This is a genomic window from Streptomyces sp. CBMA152, assembly GCF_014596475.1.
Classification (GTDB): domain Bacteria; phylum Actinomycetota; class Actinomycetes; order Streptomycetales; family Streptomycetaceae; genus Streptomyces.
The window spans coordinates 1-15,223 of the sequence record NZ_MECJ01000010.1 but is presented as its reverse complement, the minus strand read 5'-3'; the positions used below and the strand labels follow the sequence as shown (position 1 = coordinate 15,223).

Here is a 15,223-nt window from a genome sequence, read left to right as displayed (position 1 = left end):
GTCACCAACGGGCCCACCGAAGGGCCCGGGTGAACACCTCCAGCGCGCCGAAGTGGGCTGCGTCCGGCGGCACTTCGAGGCACGCCCCCGGAATCCGCTCCGCCAACCAGCGCGTGTGCAACGCGGGCGCGAAGACATCCTGCGCCCCGTGCCACAGCAGCACCGGCACCCCGATGTCCTCGGGCCGGAACTGCCACGGCGAGCTGAGCGCCAGCACATCGTCGACCCATCCGTCGGCCGAAGTACGCAGCCCCTCCGCGAAGTTGCGCACCAGCAGCGCTCTGATCGCCGCGTCGGTCAGGACCCCCCGGTCCGGATCGGGCACCATGCCGTGCATCGCGGCGACCGTGGCCCTCGGGTCGGCCCGTATCGCCTCGGCCCGCACCTCCAGCGCGGCGGTCACGGCCTCGGGCCCGCCCGCCGCGATGGTGTACGCGCGCACGTTGTCCTCGGTCATGCCCTCGAACCAGTCGAGCCCGTCGGCGTCGCGCGGCGCGAGCGGGACGAGCGCCACCGTCCTGGCGGCACGGTCCGGAAGCCGTGCGGCGCACCCCAGTGCGTGCGGCGCACCGCCCGAGCGCCCCACCACGGCGAACCGGTCGATCCCCAGCGCGTCGGCGATCGCCGCCACGTCGTCCGCCGCGTCCACCACCCGGCGTCCGGGCCGACGGTCGGAGTCTCCGTATCCCGGCCGGTCGAAGGTGATCAGCCGGACGCCCATCCGGTACAGGACGGTGCTGCGCGGGGCCGGGCCGTGCCGGCTTCCGGGTGTGCCGTGCAGCAGGAAGACCGGCCTGCCCAGGGGGTGCCCACGAGTCTCGACGGCCAGCTTGCGGCCGTCCGGGGTGCGTATCACCTTGTGCAAGGAGCGCCTCCCGTGCGTCTGTTCGCAGGCTGCGGCTGGCGCCAGTATGCGCGTACGGAACGCGGCCGGTACAGCGGCTACCGGTTCCGGGTGTTCCGTATCGCGGGCGTTCTGTTCCTGGGAGGCGACCGATGCGCGGCCGGGGTCGAGGTGTGGCAGTGACCGACGTGTGGGGGCGAGCGACGTGTGGCGCGCGGCCGAGGGGTCAGCCGAGCCGGGGTATCTCGATCGCGGGGCATCGGTCCATGACCATGTCCAGCCCCGCCGCCCGGGTCCGCTCGTACGCCGCGTCGTCGATGACCCCGAGCTGGAACCAGACGGCCTTGGCGCCGACCGCGACGGCCTGGTCCGCTATGTCCCCGGCGAGCTCGCTGTTCACGAAGACGTCCACGACGTCGACCTCGAACGGAATCGCGTCCAGCGACGGATACCCCTGCTCCCCGTGCACCGTCTCGGCCTTGGGATGTATGGGCACGATCCGCTTCCCGTACCGCTGGAGCACGTCCGCGACCCCGTGCGCGGCCCGCCGCTCGTTCGAGGACAGCCCCACGATCGCCCAGGTGTCCCCGCTCTGGGTGAGGACCCTGCGGATCGTCTCCTGCTCGCTGTTCACGCCGTGCCTCCCGCGGACCTCGGGTCCATCAGCTGGTCTGGATGCTCTCCTCTCCCTGGGAACGAACGGGATGGTCTTGGAATTCCCCGGCACCGGGAACATTCACGCCACCGGGAACGGTCCTTTGACTGGGGCCGGTCCCGTCGCCCGGCACGGTCCCGACCGCCAGCACATTGCCCTCGCTGATGTACCCGTCGGGCGAGTCGAGCGGATGGTCCGGCGCGTCCGGGTCCACGAAGCGCCGCCACTGTTCACTCAGGCCCAGCTCCAGGGCCTGTCCGGCGAGCTGCGCGCAGGTGGGCGCGTAGAACGCCCGGGCCTGTGGGGTGAGCGGGGCGAAGTGCTCGATGAGGACCGTCTGTTGCCGCACCCCGGTCAGTCCGACCGCCTTGAGATGGCGGTACAGGTCGCGGGTGCGCAGCAGCTGGGCCGCGTAGCCCGGGGTCCGTCCGGCCGCGCGGAAGAAGTCCGCGAAGAGGTACGGGTCGGTGGGCCGGGCGGTGATCAGATGCGCGTCCAGGTCCTTCACCGCCACCGTCCCGCCCGGCCGGACCACCCGCCGCATCTCCCGCAGGGCGAGGGCGAGTTCGGCGTCGCTGAGGTACTGGACGGTGTTCGCGCACCACACCGCGTCGAACGAGTCGTTCGGATAAGGGAGTTCGAGGAGATCGGCGCGGCGCACCTCCACCGGACAGGCGGGGGACCACCGTGTCAGACGTTCGGTGGCCAGCTCGGCGTTCTCCTCGGCCAGGTCGACGGCCGTGACCCGGCCCTCGGGGCCCACCAGATCGGCCAGCCACGGCAGGAAGTCCCCGCCGCCGCAGCCCGCGTCCAGGACGTGTGCGCCCGGCCGGATCCCGGCCTGCCCGAGCAGGCCCAGATACGCATCCCGGCAGGCGTCGAAGTGGGCGTCGACGATGGTGTGATGGGTGAAGCCGAGCCCGGTGGAGGAGGTGAACCCCCAGGCCCGGTGGTCGTCCGTCAGCATCAGCGGGCATCCTCCGTTTCGGCGACCACTTCGGCTATGAGGGCGTCCAGCTCGGCCAGCGTCGCCGCCGGGACCTCCAGCGGCGGCAGATGGCCCGAGCCCGGGATGACCGAGTGGCGTCCCCGGGGCAGGGCCTCGACCATCGCGCGCGCGTCCGCCGCCGAGACCAGCTGGTCCTCCGCGCCGGTGAGCACCACGGCCGGTATGTCGGCGGCCCGCAGCACGTCCGTGGCGTCCGTCCGCGCCGCGATGGCCTGTTGGGCCCAGGCCAGCGATACGGGGGAGACCCCGGCCAGTACGGCACGCAACCGGGCCACCACCTGCGGCCGTTCGGCGTGCGTGGTGGCGCCCACCAGCCGGGGCGCCGTCGACTCGATGACCGCCCGGGCCTTCACCGGGTCCGCCATCAGCGCGGCGAAGCCCTCCCGCCCCGCCCGCGCGGCCTCGTCGTCCGCCTCCGCGCGCGTGGACATCAGGGCGAGACCGAGAGCCCGACCGGGGTGTCGGCGCAGGAACTCCATCGCGACATAGCCGCCCATGGACACCCCGACCAGCACCGCACGGTCGATGCCCCGCCGGTCCAGCTCCCGGGCCAGGTCGTCGGCGACCGTGTCGAGCGACGGCGGCCCGTCGCCGAGCGGGGATGTACCGAAACCGCGCTGATCGGGGGCGACGACGGGATGCCCGCGCCGCTCCAGCGCGTACCGCTGCGCGTCCCACATCGAGGAGTCGAGCGAGAGCGCGTGCAGCAGCACCACGGGGACGCCCTCTGCTGCCCGTGTCATCGCGTGGGTCGTTGCCTGTGCCGTCATCGGGCCGTGCTCCCGTTCTCCGCGTCCGTGATGAACTGCCGTACGTGTGCGCCCGGTTCGAGCTCCCGCAGCCACGCCAACGCCACGGGCGCGGGTGACAGATCCGCGATCGGGACCACCTTGATGTGCGGCGGCGTGATGGTGTCGAGCGACTGGAACGAGATGTGGACGGCGTCGGTCCCGGCCAGCAGCTCCATCAGGCCCTGCACGGTGCCCATGTCGTACCGCCGCCGTATGGTGCGGCCCGCCGGGGTGCGGGGTGGTACCACCTCGTCCCACACATACGCGGGGAAGGCGCCGGGGCAGCGGAACGCGTCGTAGTCGGCCAGCTCCTCCACCGACACCGACGCGCGCGTGGCGAGCGGGTGATGGGCGCCGACGATCGCCGCACGCGGGTCGTACGCCACCGGACGGCTGAGCGCCAGATCCGGCTCGCGCAGCCCGTACTTGACGATCATGACGTCGAGCTCCTTGGCCCGCAGTCCCCGGAACGGGTCCTCGACGTCGTATCCGACCATCTGCACGGCGCTCCCGTCGCGGCCCGCCGCGCGCACCACGGCTGAGGCGAGGTGCGGCGAGCCGTGGATGCCGAAGCGGACGGGCGGTGCGCCGGGGGCGCTGCTGGTGGACGGGTCAGACATCGGGAGTCTCCTCGGTCAGCGCGGCGAACGCGCGGAGCTGGTGCGGATGGGTGCGGTCGACGTCGACGCGGAGCGCGGCGAACGGCGTGACCGCCCCGGTCAGGCTCGGGACGGACCGCAGGGTCAGCCGGTCGCCCGGCCCGATCAGCCCGTCCAGGGCCGCCTCGACCACCAGGTGGTTGAGGTGGACCAGCGCCTCGGGCACGGGCACGCCGGACGCCGCGACGTACAGATCGCGGTGGACGGCGGCCCTCGGCGCGGGCCGGTGTGACGCAGGCCCGTGTGGCAGCGGCACAGTGGGCCGCCCCAGTGCGCGGCCGAGTGGGCCCGAGGTGGTGTCGCCCCCGTTGGCGGCGGGGGTCGGCACGGTGATCGTGGTCGGAGGGCCGACCGGGAACGGAGCCGTGGACAGGAACAGCTTGAGCAGGCGGCGCAGCCCCGCGCTGTTCCCGGCCGGTGCCGGGCCGCACCAGCCGACCGACCCGTCCTCGGCCAGGTGGTCGAAGGAGTAACGGCCGAGCAGGTTCTCCGGGTTCCCGGCCAGGTACACCGTTCGGGTGAATGAGCGCCGCCAGGCCGCCGCGGTGTCCGGGGCGAGCCCGAGCGCGAACGCGGCCGCGTCCCTGACCCAGGCCGCGGGGTCGAAGCCGCGCAGGACCGCCACCGCCAGGACAGCGTCCGTGCCCGGCCGCTCGACGGCCTCGGCTCGGGCCCGCAGAAGCGCGGCCAAGTCCGACTCGCCCGCCGGAGTGGCGAGTTCCGGCCGGACGTCCCGCAGCCGCCGGTACGCCTCGTCGTGAAGTCGTCGCTGGGTCAGGGGCACAGGAACACCGCCGAGAGCAGATCGCGCGCGGGCGCGGCGCGGTGCCGGGCGAGCAGGCCGGTCGTGAGCCGGTACGGGTCCACGTACACGTGGTCGCGGCGGTGGACGCCCAGCCGCTCGGGCAGGTCGTCCGCTGCGGTCGCCGGGGCGCCGGCCAGCAGGCGTTCGGCCCGCTTGAGGCACTGGCCCAGCAGGTCCGGCCGATGGGACTGGCCCTGGCCCGGGCCGAGCGTGGCGATGAAGTAGAGCCGCATGCCGAGGTGGGTCGCCGCCTCGTCGTGCCCGGCGGTCGCGTCCAGGAGCGCAGCCGCGTCCTGCCCCCGCCAGCCGCCCTTGCGGGCCGAGCGGATCTCGCCGTCGACCGGCACCCGTCCGACCGGAACCCGGTGCACGGTCGGCCCCAGGGGCGCGAGCACGCGCGCGAGCAACTGGTAGTCGGGGTCGAGGTCGGGGTCGTACAGGAACACCACCTCGTCGTACTCGGGCGCGAGCGGCAGGAGTTCGCGCAGCGCGCAGGCGAGGTAGTTGGGGCGGCCGTCGGCGGTGACGATCCGGCGCAGCGGCAGCCCGTGGCGGGTCAGGTCGAGATAGACCGGGCCGCCCAGGCCGCGGTGGTCCAGGCACAGGCCACGCGCGCGTAGGTGCTCCAGCATCTCCTCCAGGCCGAGGCCCGGCGGCTGGTGGGCGAGGAGCCCGGGGTCGTGCAGGCCGAGCCGGGCGTACTGCGTCCGCCACAGCTCAAGCACCCGGGTGGCGGCCGGGTGCACCCAGCCGTGGTGCTCGACGGCGTCGGCGTACGGGCGCAGTGCGGCGGCCGGGGCCTGCTCCTGCGCCGCCCGGTGACGGACGTAGAGCATGCCGATGTCGTCCTCGGACAGCTCCGTGTAGTCCCTGTCGCCCTGGGTGCGGTCCAGGAACTCCCAGAAGGCCAGGGTCTGTTCGGTGAGGTGGTACGTGGTGTGGCTGAAGCGGTAGTCGACCTCGGCGAGCGCGCCGGTCGCCCGGTACATCACGTCCGTCCAGAACAGCCCCTTGAGGTGGGACGGGCCGAGCGGTTTGGACGGGGTGATCGTGACCGGCGCGAGCAGGACGCGTCGGCGCGCGCTCGTCGCCTGCCGGGGGCGCGGGGAGGGGGCGAGGGCGGGTGAGGTCACGGCCGGACCTCCTCGGCCTCGTCGAGGGCCCGCAGGAGCTCCTGGCGGGGCAGTGGCGCGGTGCCCGAGGGTGTGGCGCCGCGCGGTGCGTGGGCGACCCGGTGGTGGAACTTCTCGTCCCCGAACACCTCGTCCGGCGTCCTCAGCCCCATCAGGACCCGCATCAGACCCCGCCACACCATGCCGTCGTGCACGGCGGCCGCGCGGATCTGACCGCTCGGGCAGCCGGGGTCGACGGGCGGCTGGGAACGGCCGTGGACGGCGGCGCTCCACTGTCCGATCCGCTCGCGGTCGCTCCCGGCCGCGTGCTCGTACCACGGCCGCAGCAGGGTGTCCGCGAACCGCGCCGCCGCCTCCGACCGCTCGGCCGCCGGGTGCGCCGCGAGCGCGTCGGCGAGGCCGAAGGCCTGGGCGAGCGCCAGCGACATGCCTCGCCCGAAAAGCGGATTGGTGACACAGGCCGCGTCGCCGACCGGGAACAGACCCGCCACGGAAGGCCGTACGGCGGCGGCACGCAGGGCGTTGGCCGGGCCGGTGATCACATGGACGCCCGAGAGCGGTTCGCTGACGCTGTCGTCGAGCCACGCCGACAAGCCCGGTGTCGCACGGGCGAGGGCGGTGAAGACGGCCGGGTGCCGCAGCCGGTCCAGTTCGAGGTCGCCGGGCAGCGTGCCCAGGGCGATCGCGAAGGTGCCCGCGTCGCCGGGGTGGAGCACGCCCGCGTAGTGGTCCCAGATGTCCCCGGCGGCGTGGCCACGGGTCAGCGGTCCGGGCAGCGAGCTGCCTCTGAGCCGGTAGAACCGGGTGAAGCCGCGCAGGCCGGACGGCGTGGTCAGATCGTTGCCCAGGCCCACCCCTGCGTCGGCGAGCCAGGTGCGGGAGGCCGCGCGCCGGCCGGTGGCGTCCACGACCACGTCGGCGGAAAGATGCGCGCCGTTGGCGGTCACCACACCGCGTACCGACCGCTTTTCGGCGTCGAGCCGCAGTCCGCGCACGGTCGTGCCGTGCCGGATCTCGACCTGCGGCAGCGCCTCGACCGTCCGGTACAGGACGAGTTCGAGCGTGGTGCGGCGGCAGCCGATCGCGACCAGGTCGTCGTCGCCGACCTCGCGGCCCCGGTCGGTGGCTCCCGGCGGCAACGCGCGCGTGAGGTCGAACAGCGGGGCACCGGACGCCAGCAGCCGCTCCAGGACCTCGGGCGCGCGCGTGCGCAGCGTCTGCACCCCGAGCGAGGTCAGCGTGTGGGACTGCTGGGCCTGCGGCACGGTCGGGCGCTGCCAGCGGTTGTGCAGATCGGCCATCGCGCCCCGGGGCGGCGGGGCCGAGCGCTCCAGGACCACGACCTTGCGGCCGGACCCGGCGAGGGCGAGCGCGGCCGCCAGGCCCGCGACGCTGCCTCCCACGACCAACGCGTTGGCCATGTCAGCGCCGCCGACCGTGCAGGAAGAACACCCGGCGCACGTTCTCGACGTCCCGGGGCGGTACGGGGTCCGGCCAGCGGCCGAAGTCGGCGCCCGGTTCGCCGGGTTGGAGCGCCTCGACGGAGAAGCCATGGCCGTCGAAGAGCGCTTCGGGCTCGTCCGTCCCGAACAGCCAGGGGCAGCCCCAGCCCGCGAAGATGTCCAGCAGACCCCGCATATGAGGCAGCGTCAGGGCGGCGGCGTTGACCAGGTCGGCGGCGATCCGGCTGCCCGGCGCCGAGAGGGCGGCTACGCGGCTCAGGATGCGGTGGGTGTCGGCCTCGGGGATGTAGTACAGCAGCCCTTCGAGCAGCCAGGTGGAGGGCAGCGACGGGTCGTATCCGGCCGCCTTGAGGTCGTCCTCCCAGTCGGGCGAGGTGAGGTCGACGGCGACCGTGCGGTGGTCGGGGAGCGGTGTGATCCCCTCGAGGCGGCTTTCCTTGTACGCGAGGACGGCGGGCCGGTCGATCTCGAAGTAGCGCAGCCCCTCGGGCCATTCGAGGCGGTACGCGCGCGAGTCCATACCGGCCGGGGCCAGCACGATCTGCCGCATCCCGGGCTCGCGCGCCGCCTCCTGGAGGTAGTCGTCGAAGAACCGGGTGCGGATCGCGTTGTAGTCGGGGGTGCTGGGGAGCGTACGGGAGGAATCCGCCGGGAACGTCGCCGCCCGGATCTGGCAGAGCAGTTCGGGCCCGATGTCGCCGCACAGGACGTCCGCGTACGGGTCCTGGTAGATGCGGTCGGGCCGCCGTGTCTCCGCGGCGCGCAGGGCGGCGGTGAGCAGGGCGGTGCGTTCGACGGCGTCGAGCAGTTCGGTCACGCGGGCTCGTCTCCTTCGGTCGGGCGGATGGCGATGGACGGGTGGGGGCGGGGGTGCGGCGGAATCGAGTACGGAGTGCGACGGTCGCGCGCGTGGAGGACGTTCGTAGCTCACGCGCGCGTGCCGTTGGAAGGGACCGGCAGGCCCAGGACCGCCGGTCGGGGCATGGCCGGGTGGGGAATCCGGCCGTGCGCCCGGGTGGCGTCGGTCAGGCGCCGGCCCCGTCGGTGAGGCGGTGCCACTGGGCCGGGTCCTGGCGGAACAGCCGGTCCTTGACCTGGGTGGGGCGGATGCCGGTGGCGACGGCCGCCTGCCAGTCGCGCAGGAACGCGTCCGGCCGCAGCCGCACCAGGGTGGGCGCGCCGAGCCGGTGCTCGGCGCGGGCCCGGCGGTACCCGGCCGACTCCCGGCCGAGCGCGTCGTCCAGGCGCGGCAGGAACCGGCGGGACTCGTCGTCGCTCCACGGGGTCGCCGGGGCCACCGCGAACTCGTAGGCGGGGGCGCCCTGTTCGGCGTTCCGCACCCGGCACGCGGCGTTGCGCAGGTCGAGCCCGCCGGCCGCCAGCGCCTCGCCGAGCGCCCGGATCACCTGGGCGTCCCGCAGCCGCTCCCCGGCCGCGTCGGAGAGCGTGCTGCGGCCGGTGTACTCGACGCGCGGCACACCGTCCTCGCGGTCCACCACACGCACCACGTCGCCCACGCCGTAGCGGTAGAGCCCGCCCACATGGCTGAAGATCACGTGGTAGTCGCGGCCCGGTTCGAGCTCGTCGGGCCCGAGCGTCGCGGTGTCCGGCGCGAGGTCGGTGTCGGCGTCGGCGAACTCGTACACCGACGCGGTCACCACCAGGCTGCCGGCCGACGGATGCCGGTCGAGGGCCACCCCCACCGGACCCTCGGACGCCGCGACCGGGGCGGGCAGCGCGGTCACCCCGGCCCCGAACTCCTCGCGCAGCCTGGGCAGATACAGCGAGGCGAGCCCGGTGGTCCAGCAGAACAGGGCGCGCATGTTCGGCCAGATGTGAGCCGGTCGTACTCTTCCGAAACGATCGGCCAGCCGCTGGAGTTCCGCGGCGCGCGCCGGGTTGGGGGCGCCGTGCGGCAGCCCGCCGAGCGTGCCGTCGTGGACCTCCTTGACGATCCGGGGCCACCACAGGTCCAGCTGGTACGGGAGGGCCGCGACCATCGCCGGGTTGATCCCGATGACACAGCGCACATCGCTCTCCACGGCCATGCGCAGCCGCAGATACATCTTCTCCAGGTGCTCGCCCGCCTCGACGGGCACGGGCAGGGTCGCCCAGGGGGCGCCGGTGCCGGGCTCGGCGGACAGCGGCTCGCCGAACCGGGTGCCGAAGTCGACCTGGCTGGCGCCCACATGGGGGCTGCCGGAGGCGGTCGTGGGGGGCGCGGCCAGCGGGTCGTGCTTCAGATTGAGCACCGCGTCCGGGCGCGCGAGGACATCGGGGAAGTGCTCGATCAGGGGCGCCCACGCCGCGTAGTAGAACGGGAAGAACGTCGTCCGCATGAAGCGCGGGGTGACCGGGACTTTCTTGTGCGCGCCCGTGCTGCCGCTGCTGGTGAAGAACACCGCGGGCCGGTCCGCGGTCAGGACGTTCTCCTCGCCCGCCGCCGCCCGCTCGATCCAGGGCGCGAGAGCGGAGTAGTCCTGTACGGGGACGGCCTTGCGGAAGTCGTCGAGGGTACGGATCCGGCCGAAGCCGTGGGCGCGGCCGTACTCGGTGTCCGCGTTGAAGGCCAGCAGGTCGGTGAGCGTGCGCCGCTGGTGGCCGGCGGCGTCCGCGAACGCGGCGCGCAGCCGGGCCCGCTCGCCGAGCACGCGCGCGTGGTAGCGGCGTACGCGCTCCGGGCTCGCCCACGAGGTGTCGTCCCGGTGCGGGTCAGACGTGGTCATGACGGACCGCCTCCCGTACGACTTCGGCGGTGCGCTCGGCCGAGTGGTGCTGCTCGACCACCGTGACGGGCAGATGGCTGATCTCGTCCCACAGCAGCTTGTCCAGGTCGCTCTGGTAGCGCTCGAAGGAGGCCCGGTCCGGCCGGTCGCCGTAGTACTCAAGGGAGTTGACCCGCGTCCCTCGGCGGCTGCGCAGCCAGGCCTCGCGCGGTGAGACCTTCAGGTAGACGACACGGGACGGCTGCGGAAAGGAGCGCCACCAGTCGTACATGGGGTTCTCGCGCACGCCCGCGAGACGGCACTTCGCAAGGATCTTGTAGTAGTACGAGTCCACGACGAGCGGCCGTCCGTCGGCGGTCTCCGCCGCGGTCAGGAGCTGGTCGCGCAGATGCACCACCGCCGTCTGGAGCATGCTGGCCATGAAGTCCGGCGAGTAGGCGCCGTCGGGCGCGGCGACGGTCTTGACCACATCGCGCCGCAGCCGTCCGATCAGCGTGTGCCGGGCCTCCAGGAACCGGTCGTCGACCGAGACGACCCGCACCGGCTCCGGGTCGGCCGCGAGCCGGGACATCGCCGATGACTTGCCCGCGTAATCGCCTCCCAGGAGGACGGTGAATAACGGCAGATGTGGTGACATATAAGGCTGCTCCTCGTGAACCGGCGCACTCTCTGCTGTGACACGACTCCTCCCCGCAGTCTGTCGCCTCTTGCTATAGCGAGAGTTGAGGATCAAGGGGGAGCCGCAGGTGGGGGTTCATTTGGCAGCCGTCCGACAGCCATCCCGGGAGGCGATCTGGCAGCTTTCGTCCCGAACCGCGTGATATCCATCACCTTGCGACCTCCGGCGAACCGCCGGTCCCGCGCCCTTGCGGCCGCTACGCGCGCGTGGGCCGTGAGCGGGGTGGTCGGGTGTGCGGCACCGCATAGGGTGGCCGTATGCAGGAGCAGTACCGGACGATCGCCCGCGAGGGCGTGCACGAGACCGAGATCAACCGATCGCGGTTCCTCTGCGCGCTCGCGCCCGCCGCCACCGAAAAGGAGGCGCAGGAGTTCATCGCGCGCGTGCGCAAGGAGCACCCGACGGCGACTCACAACTGCTTCGCGTACGTCATCGGTGCCGACGCCTCCGTGCAGAAGGCCAGCGACGACGGTGAGCCCGGCGGCACCGCCGGAGTCCCCATGCTCCAGATGCTCACCCGTCGCGAGGTGCGCTACGCCGTCGCCGTCGTCACCCGCTACTACGGCGGTGTGAAGCTCGGCGCGGGCGGCCTCATCCGCGCCTACGGAGGCGTGGTCGGCGAAGCCCTGGACGCGCTGGGCACTGTCGTGCGCCAGCGCTTCCGCCTGGCCACCGTCACCGTCGACCACCAGCGTGCGGGCAAGCTGGAGAACGATCTTCGGGCCACCGGCCGCGCGGTGCGCGAGGTGCGCTACGCGGAGGCCGTGACGATCGAGATCGGCATCCCCGAGGCGGACGTGGACGCCCTGCGCGCCTGGCTCGCCGACACCACCGCGGGCACCGCGACGCTGGAGCTCGGCGGAGAGGCGTACGGGGACGCGTGACAGCTCTGCGCCGTACCGGTAAGGCAGTTGCCGCCCGGGATGTCCGACCCCACCGTTACCCTCGGGGATCATGAGATTCCTGCATACGTCGGACTGGCACCTGGGACGGTCGTTCCACCGGGTGAGCCTGCTCGACGCCCAGGCCGCGTTCCTCGACCGCCTGGTGGCGACGGTGCGCGAGTTCGCCGTGGACGCGGTGCTGGTGGCGGGCGACGTCTACGACCGGGCCGTGCCGCCGCTCGCGGCCGTGGAGCTCTTCGACCGGGCCATCCACCGCCTCGCCGACGCGGGCGTGCCCACGGTGATGATTTCCGGGAACCATGACTCGGCCCGGCGGCTCGGTGTCGGCGCGGGCCTCATCGAGCGGGCCGGCATCCATCTGCGCACCGACCCCGCGGGGTGCTCCACCCCGGTCCTGCTGGCCGACGCGGACGGGGAGGTGGCCTTCTACGGGCTGCCCTACCTCGAACCGGCCCTGGTCCGGGACGAGTTCAAGACCGCGAAGGCCGGGCACGAGCAGGTGCTGAGCGCGGCCATGGAGCGCGTCCGCGCCGACCTCGCGGCCCGCCAGCCGGGCACCCGTTCCGTCGTTCTCGCGCACGCCTTCGTGGCGGGCGGGGAGCCGAGCGAGAGCGAGCGCGACATCACGGTCGGCGGGGTCGCCGCCGTCCCGGCCGGCGTCTTCGACGGCGTCGACTATGTGGCGCTCGGGCATCTGCACGGCAGCCAGACCCTCACCGAGCGCGTGCGCTACTCGGGCTCCCCGCTCGCGTACTCGTTCTCCGAGACCACCCACCGCAAGTCGATGTGGCTCGTCGACCTCGCTCCCGACGGTGCCGTGAGCGCCGAGCGGATCGACTGCCCCGTACCGCGCGCGCTGGCCCGCGTCCGGGGCCGGCTCGACGACCTCCTGGAGGACCCGGCGCTTGAGCGCCACGAGGAGGCGTGGGTCGAGGCGACGCTGACCGACCCGGTGCGCCCGGACGACGCGATGGCCCGCCTCGCCGCCCGCTTCCCGCACACCCTCAGCCTCGTCTTCGAGCCGGACCGCGCCCCCGAGGACCCGCTCGCCTCGTACGCGCGACGCCTCCAGGGCCGCACCGACCAGGAGATCGCGGAGGACTTCGTGGCCCATGTGCGCGGCGGCAGCGGCCCCGACGAGCACGAGCGGACGGTGCTGCGCGGCGCCTTCGACGACGTACGGGTCGAGGAGGCGCTGACGCTCGACCACGCGCGCGTCCGCACGGCCGTGACCGGCGCCGGACAGGAGGCCGGGCGATGAGACTCCACCGGCTGCGCGTCACCGCCTTCGGCCCCTTCGGCTCCGCCCAGGAAGTCGACTTCGACGAGCTCTCCGGCGCCGGACTCTTCCTGTTGCACGGCGCGACCGGCGCGGGCAAGACCTCCGTGCTCGACGCGGTCTGCTACGCCCTGTACGGGGCCGTGCCCGGGGCGCGCCAGAGCCCCGGCGCGACGCTGCGCAGCGACCACGCGGCGCCGGACACCGTCACCGAGGTGCTGCTCGAACTCACCGTCGGCGGACGGCGGTTGGAGATCACCCGGCGGCCGCAGCAGAACCGCCCCAAGAAGCGCGGCACCGGTTTCACCACGGAGAAGGCGCAGACCTGGCTGCGCGAGTACGACTCCGAGGACGGCTGGCAGGCGCTGAGCCGCTCCCACCAGGAGGTGGGGGAGGAGATCGGGCAGCTCATCGGGATGAGCCGCGAGCAGTTCTGCCAGGTGGTGCTGTTGCCGCAGGGGGACTTCGCCAAGTTCCTGCGCTCGGACGCCGAGGCGCGCGGCAAGCTCCTGGGGCGGCTCTTCAACACCGGCAGGTTCGCCGCCGTCGAGGACCGCCTGGCCGAGCTGCGCCGGGGCGCCGAACAGCAGGTGCGAGGCGGTGACGAGCGGCTGCTCGCCCTCGCCCAGCGCATGGCGCAGGCCGCCGGGGACAGCGCCGACGCGCGCGAGTGGCCGCTGCCCGACAGCCGCCCGGGCGAGCCGGGGCTCGCCGAGGACGTCCTCGCCTGGGCCGCCGTCGCGCGCGCAGGGGCCCGTGAACGGCTCGCCGTCGCCGACTCGGCGCTGGCCGCGGCCGAGAGCCGCGAGGCGGCCGCGCGCACCGCCCTGGACGACGAGCGCCGCCTCGCCGAACTCCAGCGCGGCTACGCCGACGCCCGGCGCCGCGCCGACGAGCTGGCCGCCGCCGCGCCCCGGCGCGATGCCGTACGGGAGCGCCTGGAGCGGGCCCGTAAAGCCGACCTCGTGGCGCCTGCCCTCGCCCTGCGGGAGCAGGCCGAGCGCGAGCACCACGCGGCGAGCGGCGCACGCGAGCGCTCCCGGGCCCAGCTGCCCCCCGACCTCGCCGAGGCCGGAGCCGAGCAACTGGCCGCGCTTGAACGGAAGATGCGCGAAGACCTGGGCGCCCTTGACGCCGCCCGCCGCGCCGAGCGGCGCAGCGCCGAGATCTCCGCCGAGCGCGCCGACCTCGACCGCCAGGCCAGGGCCGACGACGAACTGCTCCTGGAGGCGGGCGCCTGGCTCGCCGCCTGGGACGCCACCCGGCTGCGCCACCAGGAGCGTGTGGAGGCGGCGCACCAGGCCGCCACGCGCGCGGAACAGCTGGCAGGACAGCTCGACCCGGCCCGGCGCCGACTGGCCGCCGCCCGCGACCGGGACGCGCTCGAAGGACGTCTGCACGCCGCCGAGGCACAGCAGAGCGCTGCCCGCGAACGGGCCAACGCGGCCCATGAGCACTGGCTCGAACTGCGCGAGGAGCGGCTGCGCGGCATCGCCGCCGAGCTCGCCGCCGGGTTGCGCGACGGAGAGGCGTGCGCCGTCTGCGGCTCGCCCGAACACCCCGCCCCCGCGCGCGTGGGCGCAGGCCAGGTGGACCGTACGACGGAGGAGGCCGCGCAGCAGGCGTACCGAGGCGCCGACGCGGCCCGTGCCGACGCCGAGCGCGCGCTCGCCTCGGTCCGCGAGCAGTACGCGGCGAAGCGCGCCGAGGCGGGCGTGGCGGCCCTCACGGAACTCTCCGACGAGGTACGGAAGTTGGACGCCGAGTACGGCGAGGTCCGCTCGCTCGCCGCCGGGCTGCACGCCGCGCGCGAGGCCTTCGAGAGCGCGGAGCGCGAGCACGACCGGCGGCGCGCGGAACAGCAGCAGGCAGCCAACCGCGCATCGGCCCGTACGACCCGATGCGAACTGCTCGACCGCGAACAGGGCGCCCTCGAAAAGGAGTTGGCGCAGGCGAGGGGTGAGGCGGGCAGCGTCGCCGAGCAGGCGGCGCTCCTGGAGCACCGCGCCGGACTGCTCGCAGCGGCCGCCACGGACGTCCGCGAGGTCGAGGCGAGCGCGCAGCGCCTCAAGGACGCCGACGGACGGCTGTCGGAGGCGGCCTTCCGGGCCGGGTTCGACACCCCCCGGGCCGCGGCCGCCGCCTTCCTGGACGAGCGGCAGCAGAGCGAGCTCCAGCACCGGCTCGACGACTGGCAGCGCGAGGAGGCCGCGGTCGCCGACCGGCTCGCCGAGCCCGCCACCGTCGCGGCGGCGGCCCGCCCGCCCGCGCGGAC

General features: G+C 74.0%; 15 protein-coding genes. 4 read left to right on the top strand and 11 right to left on the bottom strand.

What is annotated here, in order from left to right; all coding sequences use genetic code 11:
- Position 1: 1 nt before the first annotated feature.
- On the bottom strand, positions 2 to 865 hold the full coding sequence (locus tag BG418_RS09370; RefSeq protein ID WP_188273284.1) for an alpha/beta fold hydrolase: 864 nt from the start codon (positions 863 to 865) through the stop codon (positions 2 to 4).
- Between the two features lie 12 nt (positions 866 to 877).
- Between BG418_RS09370 and BG418_RS09365 the strand changes: the two genes are divergently transcribed.
- On the top strand, positions 878 to 1,027 hold the full coding sequence (locus BG418_RS09365) for a hypothetical protein (protein ID WP_188273283.1): 150 nt from the start codon (positions 878 to 880) through the stop codon (positions 1,025 to 1,027).
- A gap of 43 nt (positions 1,028 to 1,070) precedes the next feature.
- Here BG418_RS09365 and BG418_RS09360 read toward each other — a convergent pair whose 3' ends face one another.
- The 10 genes from BG418_RS09360 to BG418_RS09315 all read right to left on the bottom strand — a co-directional run bounded on the left by BG418_RS09360 (position 1,071) and on the right by BG418_RS09315 (position 10,722).
- Positions 1,071 to 1,478 carry a CoA-binding protein gene (locus BG418_RS09360; protein WP_317453580.1) on the bottom strand — a complete coding sequence of 136 codons (408 nt, stop codon included), beginning with the start codon at positions 1,476 to 1,478 and terminating at the stop codon, positions 1,071 to 1,073.
- A gap of 28 nt (positions 1,479 to 1,506) precedes the next feature.
- A complete protein-coding gene (locus BG418_RS09355; protein WP_188273281.1) occupies positions 1,507 to 2,466 on the bottom strand; it encodes a class I SAM-dependent methyltransferase in 960 nt (319 codons plus the stop codon).
- A complete protein-coding gene (locus BG418_RS09350; protein WP_188273339.1) occupies positions 2,466 to 3,251 on the bottom strand; it encodes an alpha/beta fold hydrolase in 786 nt (261 codons plus the stop codon). Before BG418_RS09350 ends, BG418_RS09355 begins: the two co-directional genes overlap by 1 nt.
- 23 nt (positions 3,252 to 3,274) lie before the next feature.
- Entirely contained in the window at positions 3,275 to 3,919 is a 645-nt protein-coding gene (locus tag BG418_RS09345; protein WP_188273280.1) for a LysR substrate-binding domain-containing protein, read from the bottom strand.
- Positions 3,912 to 4,742 carry a DUF6182 family protein gene (locus BG418_RS09340; RefSeq protein ID WP_188273279.1) on the bottom strand — a complete coding sequence of 277 codons (831 nt, stop codon included), beginning with the start codon at positions 4,740 to 4,742 and terminating at the stop codon, positions 3,912 to 3,914. Before BG418_RS09340 ends, BG418_RS09345 begins: the two co-directional genes overlap by 8 nt.
- Entirely contained in the window at positions 4,733 to 5,896 is a 1,164-nt protein-coding gene (locus tag BG418_RS09335) for a hypothetical protein (RefSeq protein ID WP_188273278.1), read from the bottom strand. Before BG418_RS09335 ends, BG418_RS09340 begins: the two co-directional genes overlap by 10 nt.
- Positions 5,893 to 7,317, bottom strand: a complete 1,425-nt coding sequence (locus BG418_RS09330; protein ID WP_188273277.1) for an NAD(P)/FAD-dependent oxidoreductase — start codon at positions 7,315 to 7,317, stop codon at positions 5,893 to 5,895. The genes BG418_RS09335 and BG418_RS09330 overlap by 4 nt, the downstream gene beginning before the upstream one ends.
- 1 nt (position 7,318) lies before the next feature.
- Positions 7,319 to 8,176, bottom strand: coding sequence for a class I SAM-dependent methyltransferase (locus tag BG418_RS09325; protein ID WP_188273276.1), 858 nt, complete (start codon positions 8,174 to 8,176; stop codon positions 7,319 to 7,321).
- Positions 8,177 to 8,384: 208 nt separating this feature from the next.
- The gene (locus BG418_RS09320) at positions 8,385 to 10,085 is read right to left on the bottom strand and encodes a GH3 auxin-responsive promoter family protein (protein ID WP_188273275.1); all 1,701 of its coding nucleotides are present in this window, start codon (positions 10,083 to 10,085) and stop codon (positions 8,385 to 8,387) included.
- Complete coding sequence (locus tag BG418_RS09315; protein WP_188273274.1) at positions 10,072 to 10,722, bottom strand: hypothetical protein; 651 nt, start codon at positions 10,720 to 10,722, stop codon at positions 10,072 to 10,074. Before BG418_RS09315 ends, BG418_RS09320 begins: the two co-directional genes overlap by 14 nt.
- A gap of 299 nt (positions 10,723 to 11,021) precedes the next feature.
- On the opposite strand from BG418_RS09315, the gene BG418_RS09310 reads away from it, so the two are divergent.
- From BG418_RS09310 to BG418_RS09300, 3 genes are all read left to right on the top strand, one after another.
- Positions 11,022 to 11,648 (top strand): YigZ family protein, encoded by a 627-nt coding sequence (locus BG418_RS09310; protein ID WP_188273273.1) that lies wholly within the window; start codon positions 11,022 to 11,024, stop codon positions 11,646 to 11,648.
- A 70-nt stretch (positions 11,649 to 11,718) separates the two neighbouring features.
- Complete coding sequence (locus BG418_RS09305; RefSeq protein ID WP_188273272.1) at positions 11,719 to 12,930, top strand: exonuclease SbcCD subunit D; 1,212 nt, start codon at positions 11,719 to 11,721, stop codon at positions 12,928 to 12,930.
- Positions 12,927 to 15,223 (top strand): AAA family ATPase (locus BG418_RS09300; RefSeq protein ID WP_188273271.1); only part of this gene is annotated, 2,297 nt, incomplete at its 3' end. The genes BG418_RS09305 and BG418_RS09300, both read left to right, overlap by 4 nt.